Origin of the sequence: Arachnia propionica (assembly GCF_900637725.1) — a bacterium.
In the GTDB taxonomy this organism is placed as follows: domain Bacteria; phylum Actinomycetota; class Actinomycetes; order Propionibacteriales; family Propionibacteriaceae; genus Arachnia; species Arachnia propionica.
Window position 1 is genome coordinate 1,730,759 of record NZ_LR134406.1, and the last position, 18,367, is coordinate 1,749,125.

At 66.8% G+C, this 18,367-nt stretch carries 14 protein-coding genes; 1 reads left to right on the forward strand and 13 read right to left on the reverse strand.

Features of this window, described 5'->3' with window-relative positions; all coding sequences use genetic code 11:
• The 5 genes from metH to EL272_RS07720 all read right to left on the reverse strand — a co-directional run bounded on the left by metH (nt 1) and on the right by EL272_RS07720 (nt 9,799).
• Nucleotides 1-3,420 carry a methionine synthase gene (gene metH, locus EL272_RS07700; protein ID WP_244926147.1) on the reverse strand — a complete coding sequence of 1,140 codons (3,420 nt, stop codon included), beginning with the start codon at nt 3,418-3,420 and terminating at the stop codon, nt 1-3.
• A gap of 65 nt (nt 3,421-3,485) precedes the next feature.
• Nucleotides 3,486-4,325, reverse strand: a complete 840-nt coding sequence (nudC, locus tag EL272_RS07705) for an NAD(+) diphosphatase (protein WP_014846630.1) — start codon at nt 4,323-4,325, stop codon at nt 3,486-3,488.
• A complete protein-coding gene (locus EL272_RS07710) occupies nt 4,322-5,422 on the reverse strand; it encodes a class C sortase (RefSeq protein ID WP_014846631.1) in 1,101 nt (366 codons plus the stop codon). Before EL272_RS07710 ends, nudC begins: the two co-directional genes overlap by 4 nt.
• 18 nt (nt 5,423-5,440) lie before the next feature.
• The gene (locus EL272_RS07715; RefSeq protein ID WP_014846632.1) at nt 5,441-6,856 is read right to left on the reverse strand and encodes a SpaH/EbpB family LPXTG-anchored major pilin; all 1,416 of its coding nucleotides are present in this window, start codon (nt 6,854-6,856) and stop codon (nt 5,441-5,443) included.
• A gap of 69 nt (nt 6,857-6,925) precedes the next feature.
• Nucleotides 6,926-9,799 carry a CshA/CshB family fibrillar adhesin-related protein gene (locus EL272_RS07720; RefSeq protein WP_014846633.1) on the reverse strand — a complete coding sequence of 958 codons (2,874 nt, stop codon included), beginning with the start codon at nt 9,797-9,799 and terminating at the stop codon, nt 6,926-6,928.
• Nucleotides 9,800-9,972: 173 nt separating this feature from the next.
• Here EL272_RS07720 and EL272_RS07725 point away from each other — a divergent pair, with 173 nt between their 5' ends.
• Nucleotides 9,973-10,812 carry a PAC2 family protein gene (locus EL272_RS07725; RefSeq protein WP_014846634.1) on the forward strand — a complete coding sequence of 280 codons (840 nt, stop codon included), beginning with the start codon at nt 9,973-9,975 and terminating at the stop codon, nt 10,810-10,812.
• Between the two features lies 1 nt (nt 10,813).
• Here the strand turns inward: EL272_RS07725 and rpe are convergent, their stop codons facing one another.
• From rpe to mihF, 8 genes are all read right to left on the reverse strand, one after another.
• Complete coding sequence (gene rpe, locus EL272_RS07730; RefSeq protein WP_014846635.1) at nt 10,814-11,467, reverse strand: ribulose-phosphate 3-epimerase; 654 nt, start codon at nt 11,465-11,467, stop codon at nt 10,814-10,816.
• Nucleotides 11,468-11,486: 19 nt separating this feature from the next.
• Nucleotides 11,487-12,821 carry an RsmB/NOP family class I SAM-dependent RNA methyltransferase gene (locus EL272_RS07735; RefSeq protein WP_061786958.1) on the reverse strand — a complete coding sequence of 445 codons (1,335 nt, stop codon included), beginning with the start codon at nt 12,819-12,821 and terminating at the stop codon, nt 11,487-11,489.
• Nucleotides 12,818-13,732 (reverse strand): methionyl-tRNA formyltransferase, encoded by a 915-nt coding sequence (gene fmt, locus EL272_RS07740; RefSeq protein ID WP_014846637.1) that lies wholly within the window; start codon nt 13,730-13,732, stop codon nt 12,818-12,820. The genes EL272_RS07735 and fmt overlap by 4 nt, the downstream gene beginning before the upstream one ends.
• A 10-nt stretch (nt 13,733-13,742) precedes the next feature.
• A complete protein-coding gene (locus EL272_RS07745; RefSeq protein ID WP_014846638.1) occupies nt 13,743-15,704 on the reverse strand; it encodes a primosomal protein N' family DNA-binding protein in 1,962 nt (653 codons plus the stop codon).
• 2 nt (nt 15,705-15,706) lie between these two features.
• Nucleotides 15,707-16,897: a methionine adenosyltransferase gene (gene metK / locus EL272_RS07750; protein ID WP_014846639.1), complete on the reverse strand. Its 1,191-nt coding sequence runs from the start codon at nt 16,895-16,897 to the stop codon at nt 15,707-15,709.
• Nucleotides 16,898-16,928: 31 nt separating this feature from the next.
• A complete protein-coding gene (gene rpoZ, locus EL272_RS07755; protein WP_095532219.1) occupies nt 16,929-17,279 on the reverse strand; it encodes a DNA-directed RNA polymerase subunit omega in 351 nt (116 codons plus the stop codon).
• Nucleotides 17,280-17,311: 32 nt separating this feature from the next.
• Complete coding sequence (gene gmk, locus EL272_RS07760; RefSeq protein ID WP_014846641.1) at nt 17,312-17,875, reverse strand: guanylate kinase; 564 nt, start codon at nt 17,873-17,875, stop codon at nt 17,312-17,314.
• Nucleotides 17,876-17,988: 113 nt separating this feature from the next.
• Nucleotides 17,989-18,300 (reverse strand): integration host factor, actinobacterial type, encoded by a 312-nt coding sequence (gene mihF, locus EL272_RS07765; RefSeq protein ID WP_014846642.1) that lies wholly within the window; start codon nt 18,298-18,300, stop codon nt 17,989-17,991.
• Nucleotides 18,301-18,367: the final 67 nt, after the last annotated feature.

Here is an 18,367-nt window from a genome sequence, read left to right on the forward strand (position 1 = left end):
TCAATTGGCGTTGAAGTACTTGGCCTGCGGATGGTGCACCACCATCGCGTCGGTGGACTGTTCGGGATGCAGCTGCAACTCCTCGGAGAGCTCCACCCCGATGCGTTCAGGTTTCAGCAGGGTCACGAGCTTCCTCCGGTCCTCCATGTTCGGGCACGCCGGATAGCCGAACGAGTACCGCGACCCGCGGTAGGCCTGGTCGCGGATGGCCGCGTCCACCGTGGATTCCTCGGAGACGAAACCCAGCTCCATGCGCACCCGGTGGTGCCAGAACTCGGCCAGGGCCTCGGTCAGCTGCACGGAGAGGCCGTGCAGTTCCAGGTATTCGCGGTAGCGGTTGGACTCGAACAGCCGCTGGGTGCCCCTGGCGACCTCGGCGCCCATGGTCACGAGCTGCATCTCCAGCACGTCGGGGCCGAGCTCCCGGGTTTCGTCCGCGTCGCGGAAGAAATCTGCCAGGCAGAGCCGGGAATCGCGGCGCTGCCTGGGAAAATCAAAGCGCGTCAACTCCCGGGACGGATCGTCCGGATCCCCGACGATGAGGGTGTTTGCCTCGCTGTGGACGGGGAAATAGCCGTACACCACGGAGAAGTTCGCCAGCTGCTCAGTGGTGATGCGGTCCAGCCACATCCGCAGACGCGGCATACCCTCCGTCGCGACGAGTTCCTCGTAGTCCGGGCCATCCTTGACGGGTTTGAGCCCCCACCTGCCCAGGAAAGTGGCGCGGTGATCCAGCCACTGGGCCACGTCCGCGACGGGCAGTCCCTTGACCACTCGGGTGCCCCAGAACGGCGGGGTCGGCACATCGATGCGGCGCTCCACGTCGTCGGAGCGGCGGGTGTCGATCTCCCGCTGCTCAACCACCTCGGTCTTCTTGTAGCGGCGTTTCTTGGGTTCCGGGAGTTTCGCGCCCGGCACTCCCTGTTTCACCGCCATGACGGCGTCCATCAGGGCGAGCCCCTCGAAGGCGTCCTTCGCGTAGCGAACCTCCCCGTCGAACATGTCGTTGAGGTCGTGTTCCACGAAGGCTCGGGTCAGTGCGGCCCCGCCCAGCAGCACCGGGTACTTCTCCGCCAGGCCGAGGCGGTTCAGTTCGGCGAGGTTGTCCTTCATCACGAGCGTGGACTTCACCAGCAGACCCGACATGCCGATGGCGTCCGCCCCGCTGGTCTCGGCAGCGTCGATGATGGCCTGGATCGGTTGTTTGATACCGATGTTTATGACGGTGTAGCCGTTGTTGCTGACGATGATGTCGACGAGATTCTTGCCGATGTCGTGGACATCCCCCCGCACCGTGGCGAGCACCAGGGTGCCCTTCCCGCTGCTGCCCTCCACCTTGTCGATGTGCGGTTCGAGGTGGGAAACGGCGGTTTTCATTACCTCGGCGGACTGGAGCACGAAGGGAAGCTGCATCTGCCCGGAGCCGAAGAGTTCACCGACCACCTTCATGCCGGCCAGCAGGTCCTCGTTGATGATCTCGAGGGCGGCCTTCCCGGTCAGGGCCTCGTCCAGGTCGGCCTCGAGCCCCTTGGCCTCCCCGTCGATGATGCGGCGCCGCAGCCGCTCCGCCAGGGGCAGGGCGGCCAGTTCGGCGGCCCGGGAAGCCCGCACGGAGGCGGCGGTGACCCCTTCGAACAGTTCCAGGAAGCGGGTCAGCGGGTCGTAACCGTCGCGGCGGCGGTCCCAGACCAGGTCGAGGGCCACCTCCCGCTGCTCCTCGGGGATGCGTTCCATCGGGATGATCTTCGCCGAGTGCACAATGGCCGAGTCCAGTCCGGCGGCGACGCATTCGTGCAAGAACACCGAGTTCAGCACCATCCGGGCCGCGGGGTTGAGCCCGAAGGAGACATTCGAGACCCCGAGGGTGGTTCGCACCCCCGGGTAGCGGCGTTTCAGCTCGCGGATCGCCTCGATGGTCTCGATGCCGTCGCGGCGGGTTTCCTCCTGCCCGGTGGCGATCGGGAAGGTCAGGCAGTCGACGAGGATGTCGCCGATGTCCATGCCCCAGGTTCCGGTCAGCTCGTCGATCAGGCGCGAGGCGACCCGCAGCTTCCAGTCGGCGGTGCGTGCCTGCCCCTCCTCGTCGATGGTCAGGGCGACCACTGCGGCGCCATGCTCCGCCACCAACGGCATGACGCGGGCGAAACGGGATGTGGGGCCGTCGCCGTCCTCGTAGTTGACCGAATTGATCACGCAGCGTCCGGCGAGTTTCTCCAGACCGGCCTGGAGGACCTGCGGTTCGGTGGAATCCAGCACGATCGGCAGGGTCACGGCCGTGGACAGTCTCCCGGCCAGCTCCTCCATGTCACTGATGCCGTCGCGGCCGACGTAGTCGACGCACAGGTCCAGCACGTGTGCGCCGTCGCGCGCCTGCCCCTTGGCGATCTCCACGCAGTCGTCGATATTGCCGGCCAGCATCGCCTCCCGAAAGGCCTTGGAGCCGTTCGCGTTGGTGCGTTCCCCGATGTTGAGGTAGCTGAGGTCCTGGTGGAACGGCACTTCCACGTACAGCGACGAGCAGGTTCGCTCCGTCGTGACCTCGCGGGGACGCACCTCACGGCCCCCGAAGCGTTCCGCGAGCAGCCGGATGTGGGCCGGGGTGGTTCCGCAGCACCCGCCGATCACGCACAACCCGTAGTCGTCCAGGAAGGTCGCCAGGGCGTCCGCCAGCGCATCGGGGCCGAGCGGGTAGACCGCGCCTTCCGGGGTCAGTTCGGGCAGGCCCGCGTTGGGCATGGCGCCGATGCCGCAGGACGCGTTGCGGGACAGGTACCTGAGGTGTTCGCTCATCTCGGCCGGCCCGGTGGCGCAGTTCAATCCGATCACGTCGACGCCGAGGGCCTCCAGGGTGGAGCGGGCCGCCCCGATCTCGGAGCCGAGCAGCATGGTGCCGGTGGTTTCGACGGTGACGTTGACCAGGATCGGCAGATCCACCCCGAGCCTGGCCCGGGCGCGTTTCGTGGCGATCACCGCAGCCTTGGCCTGCAGGAGGTCCTGGCAGGTCTCGATCTGCACGGCGTCGATGCCGCCCGCGATCATGGCCTCCACCTGGGCCTGGTAGGCGTCACGGATGTCGGCGAAGGCGATGTGCCCCAAGCTGGGAAGTTTCGTCCCGGGACCCACCGAGCCGAGGACGAAACGCGGCTTGTCGGTGAATCCGTCGGCGGTTTCCCTGGCGATGCGGGCCCCGGCCTCGGCCAGCTCCACCAGGCGATCCACGATGCCGTACTCGGCGAGCGCGGCCAGGTTGGTGCCGAAGGTGTTGGTCTCCACGCAGTCGGAACCTGCCTCCAGGTAGGCGCGGTGAACCGTCGAGACCACATCGGGCCGGGTGAGGTTCAGGACCTCGTTGCATCCCTCGAGGCCCTGGAAATCGCGTTCGAGGTCGAGATCGCCCTGGGCCTGCAGCATGGTGCCCATGGCCCCGTCGGCCACGAGGACACGGGAGTTCAGCAGGTCGCGAAGTTTGGTCACGGCGGGTCATCCTACCCGCCTCGCGCCAGCCAGGCCTCGATCAACTGGCGCGCCAGCGAGACGGGTCCGGGAAGGGTGAGTTCTCCTTCCGCCACGGCCCGCCGCAGCTCCTTTCTCGTGTGGAAGGAACCCCAGGAGAGTTCCTCGCCGTCGAGGTTCGGTTCCGTGCCGTCGGTTCTCGCCTCGAAACCCAGCATCAGGGATCGTGGGAACGGCCAGGGTTGGGTTCCGAAGAACCCGAGACTCCGGATGGCCAGGCCGGTTTCTTCTCGTATCTCCCTGTGGCAGGCCTGTTCCGCTGATTCCCCCGCCTCGATGAACCCGGCCTGCACGGAGACGCGGTTGCCCGGCCAGCCCCGGGCGTGCGTGAGCAGCAGGCGGTCGGCGGGGTCGGTCACGGCAAGGATGACCGCGGGGTCGGTACGCGGGAAGAGTTCCCGGCCACATTTCGGACAGCGGCGCGCGGTTCCGGCCCGGTCGGGTGTGGTCCGCTCCCCACACCGGGGACAGACGGGATTGCTGCGGTGCCATTCGTAGAGGGCCGTCGCCATCATGGCGAGCTGTGTCTGGCCCGGGGGGAGGTCGAGGGTCCGCAGGTCCGTCCCTCCCTCACCGTCGCTGCGCGCCCACCAGATGTGGCCATCCATCCGGCCCAGCAGCAGGTCGTCCGGTCTCCGGTCGCCGTCGAAGATCTCGGAGACCAGCTCGCCGTCCGCCGCGGGGATCTCCAGCCCGGGACCGAGCCTGAGGCATCTGGACAGCGGGTCGTGGGCCAGTTGCGTCAATGCCCGTTCGTGGCCGCGCGTTTCCTCGAGCCGGTCCAGGGCTGCCCGGGTGTTCCAGTGGTTCACCCCTCGAGGTTATCCGCTTGCCCGGCCGGTTCCCCGTCATCCCGGCCGCCCGTGGAATCCTCGTCCTGCGTGGGATTTTCCCGATTGTCGACGATCGTTTCCTCGTGCCCCGCTGCTGGGTGCTCGTCCCCGGGCGTGTCGGTGGTCTCCGAGCCGGCGGGTTCCTCCATCTTTTCCGTCCCCGCCGCGATCGCGGCCTGGTGGAGCCGGGCATCGCGGCGTCCGGCCAGCCAGAGATAACCGATCACGGTGACGACACCGCCACCGGAGAGGAAGAGCCACCACGGAAAACGCGGCAGGTCGGAATCCCGCAGCGCCTTGTCCACCTCCTCCTGGGGGGTCGGAATCACCCGTTCCCCGGTGACGAGGATCCGGTGGGTGTTGACCCCGAGCGGGGTGCAGGTGACCAGGGTCAACAGGTCGCGGCCCTCCTGCGGGTACAGGGCCTCCTGCTCCTCGGGCGCCACCACCTGCGTCTGACGCACCTCGTAGACCAGCACCTCTCCCATCACCTCGATGGTGAAGGTGTCGCCGGCGCGCATCCTGTCCAGATTGGTGAACATGGTGGCCTCGGCGAGGCCGCGATGGGCGGTGATGACAGAATGAGTGGACTCACCACCCACCGGGAGGGACGTGCCCTGCAGGTGCCCGGCGCCGCGGAGCAGCGTCAGGTCGGAGGTGCCGTGGTAGACGGGAAGATCGACGTCGATGCCCGGGATCCGGATCCGGGCCATGACCTCCGCCGGGCCCTTGAGCAGTTCGTGGTATTCATTTCCGGCGGTCTCCCCGGCGCTCCGGGGAACGTTGGTGTTCGGGGCCAGGATCGCCCCGGACCTGAGTTTTTCGTTGTAGGCCCGGGCATCCGCCAGGGCCTCCCCGGCCTCCGCCCGCCCGGTTTCGTTCCCGGTTGTCTGTCCCTCCCTGCGCAGCGAATCGTTGTAGGTGTCGATCAGCCGCGACTGCTGGTACTGGGAGAGCCACGAAGCGGCCGGGGTGTAGCTGAGAAGCACGATCCCCGTCAGCGCACACGACGCGGCCAGCCATGTCGTCAGGCTCGGCCTCCAGCGTCGTGGGCGCCGACGGGAATGCGATGTCATGGTTTACCGGTGTCCCTCTCAGGCCTGCTTGCGACGGGCGGCCGCGCGGCCGATGACCATCACCGCGCCGCCGATCACCAGCAGCCCGATGCCACCGGCGGCCAGGGCGACCTGACCGATGCCACCGGTCAGGGGCAGCTGGGGAACGGCCTGTTTGGTGTTCGCGACCGGTTTGTAGTTCTTGCCGGCGGAGATGGGCTGCGCCGGGGTCTCGGTCACACCGGCCTCGACGGTGACCTGCTGGGTCTCGGTCTTGACGTAGCCCGCGGGGGCCTCCGTCTCGACCAGGTAGTAGGTGCCCGGCCGCACCACGGGGAAGAGGATCTTGCCATCGGGCCCGGTGGTCAGTTCCGCGAGGGCGACGTCCTGGTCCGGGCAGGCCTCGCTGGTGCAGAGCTTGAACTTGGCACCGCTCAGGAAACCCTCGTTGCTTCCGTCGTACTTGTAGACGGTGAGCTGTCCCCAAGTGGTGGTGGCGCTCTCCTCGACCGAGTCGATCCCGTTGATGGTCACCTTGGCCTTGTTGGTGAAAACCCCGTTGGCGGCCTGCGACACGTCGGTGACGTCGGTGATCAGGGTCAGGACCACCTTCTGTCCGCCGTTGGCCTTCAGCTTCGCGATACCGTTCGGGGTGAAGGTGCAGGTCAGGTTGCCCGTGCACGAGTAGTCGTCGTTGTTCACGAAGTTGATGCCGTCCTTGACGCCGAGCGTGACCCGGCTGTTGTCGAGGGTGAGGCCCGCCGGCAGGGTGTCGGTGATGACGTAGCTCGTGATCTCGGTACCCTGTCCACTGCGCGGGATGTCGGTAGTGATGGTCCACTTCACGTCATCACCGTTGTACTTCGCCTGAACGATCGAGTCGTCGACGGTTTTCTCGATGCCCGCCACTGAGTTCTTCGGATACACGTGGACGTCGTAGTTCCACTGGTTGTCGTCGGTGTAGTAGGGCAGGGTGACCAGGAACGGTTTGCTGCCGAGCACAACCTTGGTGTCGGGGGAACCGGTGTCGGTTTCGATCACCAGGTAGAGACCGAGATCAAGGCCCTGCCAGTTCGCGATGCCCCCGCCGGTCGTGGTGATGGCCGAGATCTCGGTGGAGGTGTGGCCGCCGACGATGGTTCCCGTTTCCGGGGCCGTCAGGCCCTTGACCGCTTCCCAGCCGCCCGGGGTGGTCAGGTCGATGTCGTCCACCTTGTAGAGCGTGAACGTGACCCCATCGATCGGGGTGCATCCGATTCCCGTCTGTTCCTTGCCGTTCGCCGGCGCCCCCGGGGTGCTGGGTTGGACGCACTTGTGCAGCGTCAAATTCGCCTTCTGGTTCGGATTGATGTTGGCCGAGTCGGCGTGCGCCGGGGCCGTGAGCCCCAGCAGGCCGACGGCCAGGGCCGCGGCCAGCGACAACAATCGCCCACCGGGCTTGTTCCGAGTGGTCATCTGATTCCCTCCATCTGTTTTGTCGAGTTCATCGACGGTTTCGCGTGTGGTCCCGTTCAGGTTGCGGGATCACGAGTGCTTGTTCCTCCGGCAACGTTTGAGGAGGACCAGCGCGGCTGCGACGATCAACAGGCCGCCCCCCGAGTAGTGGTAGATGTCGCTCGGTGTGCCCCCGGTCAACGGCAGCACCGGGACCGGGGCACGGGTGTTCTCGAACGGATCCTTCACCGTCTGGTGCACGGCCTGCGAGCCGATCTGGAGGGTTTCCTCCCGTGTGGTCAACAGGTAGCCCAGCGGCGCACCGGTCTCCGTGAGTGTCCAGGTGCCCCACGACAACCTCTCGACCCGGAACGACCCGGGTGCGGGATCCTGGTCGGGTCCCGTGCAGCTGCCCGGAGCGACGCAGTCCGTGATGTCGGTGATGGTCGCTCCCGAGGCGTTCGTCAGTTTCCAGACGGAGCCTGCCAGTGGGTTCGTCGTTCCCGATTCCGTCTTCCGCCAGGAGATGGATCCCGGCAGGCGATCGTTGGGGATCGCGCCAATCTCGAAAGGTTCGGAGCCGGTGTCGGTGCTGCTGAGCCGGACGATCTGCTCGGAGAAGTTCGACAGCACGTACCCGGGTGGTGGCGCGACCTCGGTCAGTGTGTGCTCCCCCCATTTCAGTTCCTCCAGCAGGAAGGAACCCGCCCCGGGATCCTTGTCCGGTCCCGTGCACAGGCTGCGGTCGGCGGCGATGCAGTCGGTGATCACCAGTCCGCCGGGGGCGGTGGGACCTTTCAGTGTCCACTCGGATTCCCCGATCAGCTCGCCGGTTTCGCTGTCGGTTTTGGTCCACTTGGCGGAGGCGGGTTTGTCCCTGTTGACGAGTTCCACCTGGTTCCCACCTACGGCGGTCACTCCGGGGTTTAGGAACTCGTATCCCTTCATGACCTCCGGAGCCGCCTTTTCCTTGAACTGGAAGGACTCCCCTACTGGCACCACGAAGGTGTTCGCGTTGGTGACGGCGGTGTTCCCCGGGACGACGCGTTCGGTGTCGCCGGTTTCGCCACCGAAGTTTCCGGTAGCGGTCAGTGTCCAGTCCGCGGCGTTCGGGGCCGGGTCGTAGTTGTTCTGGAAGGTCTTCAGCAGCGACATCAGCTGATACCGCTCGGCGGCGCAGGGGTGGTTCGTCGATCCGTCACGTCCCTCGGCTGTGCGGTTCTCGCAGGTCACGTTCGTCGCCGGGGTGGCAACACCCGCCTGTCCCCAGGCGACGTTGCGCAGGTCACGGTCTCCCCCGACCTTGAGGCGCACCCGATAGGTCAGGGTGAGCGTTTCGTTGGGGGCCAGCGTGCCCCGCCATGCGATCCTGCTCGTGTTCGAGTCGAAGACCACGTCACCGCGGCTGCTGTTCCCGACGGTGGCCTGCAGGGAGCCCGTGATCACGGTGGCGTCGTCGAGTACTCCTCTCAGGTCGTCGAAGACGTAGGCCGGGCTGGTGTTGGTGAAAGGGGTTCTGCTCGGGTTCTTCGCTGTGACGGTGTATGTCACCTCGTCGCCCGCGAACTTCTTCCCGACCAGGGCGTCGGAGGTCTTGGAGATCTCGAGTTCATAGGTGCTGATCTGCACCTTGTGGTCCTCGACCTCCCCGGTGACGGTCAATCCCGTAGGGCTCGTCAGGGAATCCGCCGCGGCGGCGGCACGCAGCCGCAGGTAGCTGTTCCCGGTGACCGCATCCTGCGGGATGGACCAGGTGAGAGTGGCTCTGCCCCCGGCGCACTGCACCGTGTCGGATGCCTCCGCCTCATCGAAGACCCCGTTGCGATTCCAGTCCACCCAGCCGCGGTTGTGTCCTCGGCCCGTGCAGACGATCTCCTGGGTGGCGGTTCCCCCGCCCTGTATCACGTGGTAGAGCGGTGTTCCCGATATGGCGTCCTCGTCATTCGGACTGGCGGGGTTCTTGTCGTCCTGGGTGCCGTCACCGTTCACGGGGTTGACCGGTTCGGGGTCTATGCGTCTGCCCAGCATCACGTCGGGGTTCCTGGGTGGCCATGCCAGTCTGGTGCTGAAGGCATCTGTGGTGCCGTCGGGAAGTGATGAACCGTTCCAGCCCGTCAGGTATTGCGCGGCTGCGGCTCCGTAGCTGATGGGGGCATCGCCGTAGTCGAGGTTGATGACGGCGCCCACGGCTGCTGCCGCCTGTCCCTGACCGAACATCGTGATGGTTGCCTCGGAGACATTGCTGGCAACCATGGCGACGGTGGGGCCGGTGTTGGGACAGGTCACGCCTCCCGGGAGAAGCGTCAGGGTTCGTGATCCTCCCGATGTGCTTTGCTGGGCCAGCGTCGTCGATGTGCAACCGCTGTCGCGAATCCGGTCCAGGACCCGCCACTGGGCATTGCTGCTGGTTTCCACCTTGATGTATTCGTCGGGATTCGGGTCGCTGGACTCGGCATCGGCAACGACCATTCCGTCCACCGGAACACGCTGCCCTCCCGCTGGGAAACCCGGGCCGGAAACGATGGCCGAGCAGGAAACCTTGAAACTGACCGTGGTCTTGGCATATTTGGTGTGAATGGCATTGGTCATCCGATTGTTGGTGCCCGTGCCGCCACGGTTGTAGAGGTCGTCCAAACCGTCCTTCCGCCAGCTTCCCGCGGTCCAGACATCCAGCGTGGTGTTCTGATTGTATCCGTACCCACTGCCGGAATCCGGTTGTGACAAAGTGCATTCGAGAGCGAGCGTTGTGCTGCCGACCTGCGTGTACTGGGTTTTCGTGAGCCCCGAAGCGGGAATGATGTCGCCCTTGTTCCCCCACTCGGCCCAGACCACGGACTTGACGAAATAGCCTCGGCCGCCGGTGGCGTAGTCGGCCTGCGCCGGCCGCGGGATGAGAACAATGCCACTGACGGCCGTGACAAGGGCGGCGAGCATGCCGAACACGATGCGTTTCAGCAATTTCATGGGCGCCTTTCCGGCTCGGCGTCGAACATTGTTCGGAAATTGACGGAATGCCCCATGCAACAGAGTTGATCCCCCCAAACTCCTTGGCGAGCATAAATCCCGGTCAACACCCCTGTCAATCGCTGCCGACCCGCCCGGTTTGAGGTCACCGGCAGGGCCAATAGACTGGAAGGATGCAGCACCCCCGGCCCGAGGACCTCAAAAACCCGGCCGTCGTGATCGCCTTCAGCGGTTGGAACGACGCGGCCAACGCGGCCAGCGACGCGTTGCTACACCTGATGGAGCACTACCCCTCGTCCGAACTCGAGACCATCGACGCCGAACACTACTTCGACTTCCAGGTGACCCGTCCGATCCTGCGCCGTTCCCCCGATGGGCCCTGGATCCAATGGCCCCACATCACCCTCCAGCGGGTGCGCCTACCGGAACGCGACCTGATCATCGTGGTCGGTCCCGAACCCAACCAGTTGTGGCGCAGCTTTTCCCGTGAGCTGGTTCAGCGGTTGAAACGCTACGAGCCGTCGATGGTTTTGCTGCTGGGAGCCATGCTCAGCGACACCCCACACTCGCGTCCCCTTCCCGTAGCCATGTACACCTACGACTCGCAGCTGAAGGGCAGCCTCGCCATCGAGGAACTCACCTACGAGGGTCCGACCGGCATCACGGGCGTGGTCAACCAGATGCTGATCGCCGAGGGATTCCCCAGCGCATCCATGTGGGTTTCCATTCCCCACTACGTCGCCACTCCCCCGAACCCGAAAGGCCAGCACGCCCTGCTCAGCCGCATGGAGCAGGTCCTGGGCGCCAGCCTCGGGGCTGGTGACCTGCTCAGTGAGGCCGGCAAGTGGGTGCAGGCCGTGGATGAGCTGAGCGCCGAGGATCCCGACGTGGCCGAGTACATCGAACAACTGGAGGAGGCCCGCGACGCCTCCGATGTGGAGGGCGCCACCGGCGACTCCATCGCCGCGGAGTTCGAACGCTACCTCCGTGACCGGGGCGACGAACCGGGCTGATTCAGCAGCACCACGCGGAGTCGGCCAGCTCACGCAGTTCCCGCACCATGGCGTCCGGATCGGGGGCGTTGTAGACCGCGGAGCCGGCCACGAAGGTGTCAGCGCCCGCCTCAGCGCAGCGCCCGATCGTTTCCACCGAGACCCCGCCGTCGACCTGCAACCAGATCGGGCGATCCCCGATCAGTTCCCGGGTCCGGCGGATCTTCGGCAGCACGAGATCAAGGAATTTCTGCCCGCCGAAACCGGGTTCGACGGTCATGAGCAGCACCATGTCCAATTCGTCGAACATCTCGGCGTAGGGCTCGATCGGGGTGGCGGGTTTGAGGGCCATCGACGCCCTCGCCCCACGGGCCCGCAGCTCCCGGGCCAGCCGGATCGGGGCGTGGGCCGCCTCTACGTGGAAGGTAACCGACTCCGCCCCTGCTTCGGCGTAGGCCGGGGCCCAGCGGTCCGGGTCCTCGATCATCAGGTGAATGTCCAGGAGCTGATCGGTCACCTTGCGCAGGCATTCGACCACGGGAAGCCCGATCGTCAAGTTCGGCACGAAATGGTTGTCCATGACATCCACGTGCACCCCGTCCGCCCCCGGTATCCGTCCGATTTCGTGTCGGAGATTGGCGAAGTCGGCGTTCAGAATGCTCGGGGTGATGCGCATGCCCGAAGCCTAGCGATGTTCAGGATGTGCCACGAAGCAGAGCCAGGAACATGGCGTCGGTTCCGTGGCGGTGGGGCCACAGCTGCACGTACCCGCCCCGGGCGGCACCGGGCACCTCAGGAAGCAGGGCTGCTGCATCCAGAAGTTCCATATGTGGGTTGTTTTTCAGGGCCGCCTCGACGATGGCGGCGGTCTCATCCGCGTGGGGTGAGCAGGTCACGTAGGCGGCCACTCCCCCGGGAACCAGCAGACCGATGGCGGTTTCCAGCAGAGCGCGTTGCAACGAGACGAGTTCCGCCAGGTCGGCCGGTGTGCGGCGCCACCGGGCCTCGGGGCGGCGACGCAGCGCCCCCAGGCCGCTGCAGGGGGCGTCCACCATGATCCTGGCGAAAGGAGCGTGCCGCCTGACCGGTTCCGGGTCACACCCGTCTGAACAGATGACGCTCGCTGTTCCAGGTGGGTAGACCGCCAGGGCCTGTTCAACGAGTTTCGCGCGATGCGCGGCCACCTCGTTGGCGACGAGGTGTTCCCCCCGTTGCCTGGCCAGCCCCGCCAGGAGCGCGGACTTCCCACCGGGACCGGCGCACAGATCCAGCCACGGCCCGCTCGGTGCCTCCACCCGGGTCAGGGCCAGGCACACCAGTTGCGAACCCTCGTCCTGCACGCCGGCCCGGCCTTCCCTGACCGCCGCCAGGTCGCCCGGAGCCCCGTCGAGAACCGCCCCGAAGGGCGAGTACACGGTGGGGACGGCGGGAGCGAGTTCCTCGACCTCCGCAAGTCCGGGACGCATCACGAGGGTTGGTCTCGGTGCCAGGTTGTTGGCCTCCAGAGCCTGGGCGACCTCGTTTTCCTGGAGCACCTTCTCGTAGGCCGCAACGATCCAGCGGGGGTGGTGGGTCCTGATCGCCAGCCTGTCCGTCTCGTCGAGGCCCTCGCTCAGCAGCTCCACCCACTCCTGGAGGTCGTGCGCGGCAATCCGGCGCCCGACGGCGTTGACCAGGCCGGTGACCCGCTGCCCGACGGTGTCGCGGGCCAGTCCCACGGTGGCGGCGACGGCTGCCCGCGCGGGCACGGCCATGCCAAGTGCCTGATGAGCGAGCAGCCGCAGCAGGTCCACCACCGCGGGTTGCATGGTTTTCAGGCCTCGTCCCGAGGCGGACTCGATGATCGCATCATAGGTGCCCCGCAGGCGGCAGGTACCGGCAACGAGTTCCGTGACGAAGGCCGCGTCCCTGGTTTCCAGGCCCGCCCGGGTCAGCCGTTTGGCGAGCGCCAGATTCGCGTAGGCGCCCTCACCACTCACCTGCCTCAGCACGTCGAACGCGACCCTCCGAGGAGACAGCCCCCCGCTCACACGAGCCTCCCCGACGCGGCACCGGAACGGGCCCAGTCGATGGCCGCCATTCGCCGTTTGCCCGGGGCCTGGACCTCCAGCAGCTCGAGAACACCTTCACCCGCCCCGACGAAGACCTGGCGTTTGGTCACGTGCAGTTCACCGGGTGCCGGGGTGAACTGGGCATCGGCGAGCCGCGCCCGGTACAGCTTGAGCCGTTTTCCGTTCAGTCCACACCAAGCCCCCGGTTCCGGGGAGCATCCGAGGATGTGGTTGCGGACCTCGGCCGCCGGCCGGGTGAAATCCACCCGCGCCTCCTCCACCGTGATCTTCGCGGCCCGTGTCACCCCGACGGCTTCCTGGGGCACGGGGGCCTCGCCCGCCTCGACGGCGTCGATGGTCTCGACAAGCTGGGCAGCACCCGAGACCGCGAGCAGTTCGAACAGCTCCCCTGCGGTGGCCTCCGGCATGGGACGGGCCGCGATCCGGTAGACGTCCCCCGCGTCGAGTTCCCGGACGATACGGAAACAGGAGGTTCCGATCTCGGGATCGCCCGCCATCACGGCCCGCTGCACCGGGGCCGCCCCACGCCACCTGGGCAGCAGGGAGAAGTGCAGGTTGATCCAGCCGTGAGCCGGGATCTCGAGGACCGAGGTGGGCAGCAGGGCACCATAGGCAACCACCGCGCACACATCCGGGGCCAGTTCCCCCAGTCGGTACCGGAAATCCGGGTCCCGGGGATGAGCGGGTTTGAGGACTTCGAGTCCAAGCTCCGCGGCCCGGATCGCGACCGGCGAGGGGGTGAGCCGACGCCCGCGGCCCGCCGTGGCGTCCGGCCTAGTGACCACCGCCACCACCTCGTGTCTCGAATCCATCAGGGCGTCGAGGCTCGGCACGGCCACCCCGGGGGTGCCGGCGAACACCAGTTTCATGGTTTCCTCCTCACGTGAGGGTCATCGGATCGACTTGCAGGAACAGTCGGCCGCCCTCCTTGCGGGCCGACCGGATGGCGGCCGCATGCTTGACGGCCCTCACCAGTTCGCGTCCCTCCTCCAGGGGGCAGCGCAGCAACGACATCGCCTCCGGGTCGGGATTCTCCCGTGTCAGGGTGGGTCCCAGCACCTCGGCGCCAGTGAACGGATCGTTGTCCAGGAAAGCCGCCACCGCATCCGGGTCGCCACCAACCTGAACCGCTTTGACAGCCGGGGGCAGGCCGGCAGCGGCACGATCGGCAAGTTCGCGGGCAGCGAATCCCCCTGGATCGGCCCGGAGCAGCGCCTGGACCGCAGGTTCCTCCGGTGGCCCGACGATGAGAAGTCCTCCCCCGTCAACCGCGGGTCGTACGAGGCAGGCCACCTGGCACCAACGGCGCAGGGTTTCCTCACCGACGCGCAGGTCCGCACGCGACAGGGCCAGTTCCACGTCGAGGATCAAGGCACCCGCGTAGCCGCCCGGAACCCCGGGTTCCCCGCCGGGGGTCGCGACGACGATCGCCGGCTCTTCCGGTATCCCGGAACGGATCCGTTCCGCAGAGGAGTTGATCACCCGCACCCCGGGAAAGGCCCTTCCCAGTTCCTCCGCGGTGCGTTCCGAACCCGCGATCGGGGCACGCAGCCCGGTGGCGTGGCAGCGGGTGCACTCGAACCGGACCGGGGTGTGTCCGCACAGACGGCAGAGCAGCTGGTCCCGCGAGGGCCGGAGCAGCGGGCCACCGCACCGGGGGCAGGTCGCCCTCGCCCGGCACCGCGCGCAGCGAAGACCCGGGGAATGCCCGGCCCGGGCCACGGAGACCAGTACCGGCCCGGAGGCCAGCCGGATCCGCAGGTGTTCGAAGGCCTGACGGGGAAGCCGCAGCCGGGTTCCGCCGGGATTGCTCTGCTGGGTCTCGGGCACCGACCGGAGCGCCGGTCCGATACGGCGCATTTCCCGCGACGGCAGGGCCAGTTCTCGGAGCCATTGGCGTTCGATCAGTCCCTGCGCCTCGCAAGAACGGGCATGGGAGGCCAGAAGTAGTGCGCAGCCATCCTGAACGGCCCGGATCATCGCGACCGAACGCACGTGCGGGCGGGGGAACCGCTCGAAGCAGTGTCCCTCGTTGCCGTCGTCAACCACCACTATCAGGCCCGGATCGGGCAGGGGGGCAAAAACCGCCGACTGGGTTCCCACCACTACCCTGGCCCGGCCGCGTGAACACGCCAGGTAGTTCTCGTAACGCAACCCCCTGCTGAGTTCCCAGCTGAGCCGCGCCACACAACCCTGTCCCAGGAGCCGCTCCAGCCGGGCGGCGCCGGCCTCCATGCCCCGGATCGTCGGGAACAGGACCAGCGCCCCGCGTCCCGAGGCCAAGCTCGCCGAAACAGCTTCCAGCACGCCTCCGGTGAGATCCCCCGGCGGGCCGGCGACGCACGGAACCTGCCAGAAGGCACGCGGGGCGCCGCCCTCCGCCAGTGCTGTGAGCAGTTCGGGTCCTCCAGGGAAACCCGGCAGGATCTCCGGCATTCCCCCGGGCCCGGGAACCGGCCAGGTACGTTGTTCCTGCTTCTCGATCCTCGAGTGGCGGGGCGGGATCGCCAAGCGCGCCACATCCCACCAGGTTCCCGCGTAGTGGTCGGCGACCGCCCGGATCAGATCGAAGAGCCTTGTGGTCAGGATCGGTTCCGGGGAGATAACCGAACGCAGATCGGCCAGTTTCCCGCCGGTCTCCGGGGCACCGACGGAAACCAGCCAGCCGTCCACCACCTGTCCGGCGAAGGGAACGGTGACCCGCACCCCCGGGCGGGCGTCCTCAAGAAGTTTCCCGGGGATACGGTAGTCGAAGAGACGATCCAGATGCGCGAGCGGGACGTCGACCGCCACCTTGGCGACCTGTTCGACGGCCGGAACCTCGAACAGCGTGGCCGACACGCTCAGCCCTTCACCGCCCTCGCCAGTGCCTCCGCGCGGTCGGTGCGCTCCCACGTGGCGTCCGCCTCGGTGCGTCCGAAATGCCCGAGGGTGGAGAACTGCCGGTAGATGGGGCGCAGCAGGTCGAGGTCGGCGATGATGCTGGCGGGCCGCAGGTCGAAGGTGGTGTTCACCGCATCCACGATCTGCTCGTTGGGTACTTTCCCGGTCCCGAAGGTATCCAGGTAGAAACCGACCGGATGAGCCCGGCCGATGGCGTAGGCGACCTGGACCTCGCAGCGCTCGGCCAGCCCCGAGGCCACCACGTTCTTGGCCACCCATCGGGTGGCGTAGGAGGCGGAGCGGTCCACCTTGGATGGGTCCTTGCCGGAGAACGCACCCCCGCCGTGCCGCGCCATGCCCCCGTAGGTGTCGACGATGATCTTCCGCCCCGTGACGCCCGCGTCACCCATCGGGCCGCCGACCACGAATTTGCCCGAGGGGTTCACGAAGATCCGGGCAGCGGCCCCGTCGTACCCATGTTCGTCCAGCACGGGAAGGATGACCTCGCGGATGATCTCCGGGGTCATCACGTCAGGCAGGGAGACGCCATCGTCGTGCTGTGTGGAAACCACGACGGTCTCGATGCCGACGGGTTTTCCTTCCTCGTAGCGGACCGTGACCTGGGTCTTGCCGTCGGGACACAGGTAGTCGAGCAGCCCCTGCTTGCGGACATCGGTCAGGCGGGCCGCGAGCCTGTGGGCCAGGTGGATGGGCAGAGGCATCAACTGCTCGGTTTCGTCACAGGCGTAACCGAACATCAGGCCCTGGTCACCGGCCCCCTGGCGGCTGGCGGCGTCCCCGTCCTCGTGGTTGCGAACCTCCAAGGAATCGTTCACACCACCGGCGATGTCAGGTGACTGGGATCCGATGGCCACCGTCACCCCACACGAAGCCCCGTCGAACCCGACCCGGGAGCTGTTGTAGCCGATCTCCAGGATGCGTTGCCGGACCAGGGTCGCGACATCCGCCCACGCGGTGGTGGACACCTCACCGGCAACCACCACCAGCCCGGTCGTGATCAGGGTCTCGACCGCCACCCGGGAAGCCGGGTCCTCCGCAAGGAGGGCATCCAGGACAGCATCGGAGATGGAGTCAGCGATCTTGTCGGGATGCCCTTCGGTTACTGACTCGGACGTGAACAGACGGCTCAAGACTGAGCTCCTTCCCGGAATGTTCTTTGGATCAAGAGGGGGAGTTGGCGTCGAGTTCGGCGAACGGGTCCACGAAAGTGAACGCCGGGTCGGCCTCGGCGGCGGCGCGTTCGGCGGCCTCGGCCTCCGGGTCGATCTGGGTGTACTGGAGGAGGTCGTCCTGCAGTTCACGCAGGGCGACGGAGAGCGGTTTCTCCTGGGGTGCGACACTGACCAGCGGGCCGACGTTCTCCAGGAGCCCTTCACCGAGCTGGGAGTAGTAGGCGTTGATCTGCCGCGCCCGCTTGGCTGCAAAGATCACCAGCCGGTACTTGGAATCCACCTTCTCCAGCAGATCGTCGATCGGGGGGTTGGTGATGCCTTCAGGATTGGTGCTCAAGATCTACCTCTGCAGGGTCGAGTGATGGCTTGCGGTCACAAGCCCATCAAGACTATCAAAGCCTGGGCGGTGTCCTCGATCCGGTCATTCACGACCACGAAGTCCGCTTCTTCCTGGGCCTCCAGCTCCACCCGGGCCGTCGTGAGCCTGCGTTCCACCTGTGAGGCGTCCTCGGTGCCCCGTCCCTCGAGACGCTTGACGAGTTCCTCCCACGAGGGCGGCGCGATGAACACGAGCTTCGCCTCCGGGAGGTTTCGCTTCACCTGGCGCGCACCTTGAATGTCGATCTCCAGGAGCACATCCCTCCCCGCGGCGATCGCATCGGCGACATCCTTGCGGGGCGTGCCGTAGCTGTATCTGCCGTGAACTACCGCGTGTTCCAGCAACTGACCGGAAGCCGCCATCTCCCGGAACCGATGCTCGGGGACGAAATGGTAACTGATTCCGTCGATCTCACCCGGCCGCGGCTGCCGGGTGGTCAGGGAAACAGGGATGTGGATGCCGGGGCGCAGTTCGCGCAGTTTTGCACACACGGTGCCCTTGCCGACGCCACTGGGACCGGAGATGATCCAAACCGAAGGTTGTCTGGGTGAACGCACCCAACGATCCTAGAGGCTGCGCAATAGGAAAATGGCGCAGCGAGAACCGTCATGTCGGTGTCTCGCCACGCCACCCCATCCTGACGTGAACTCCAAGGGGTCCGCGGGACCGGCTAGGAGAAGAGTTCCTTCAACCGGTCGATCTGATGTCGACCCAGGCCGCGGATACGGCGGTTCGGTGCGATGTCGAGGCTTTCCATGATCTCCTGGGACCGCGTCACCCCGACGCGGGGTAGGGCGCGCAACAGATCCACCACCTTCACACGGGAAAGGACCTCGTCCCCCGTCGCCCGGTCAAGGGCCTGGGGAAGCGTGAGGGCACCAGACTTGACCTGATCCTTGAGCTGTGCCCGGGCGCGCCTCGCCTCCGTCGCAGCGGCACGTGCCGATTCGAGCTGTTCGGTGCTCAGTTGCGGAATGGCCATCGGTCCTCCTTCGTGGATAAGTGACCGGCCTCGCGGGGGCTTCATGCCCCTGCTTGACAAATCTACC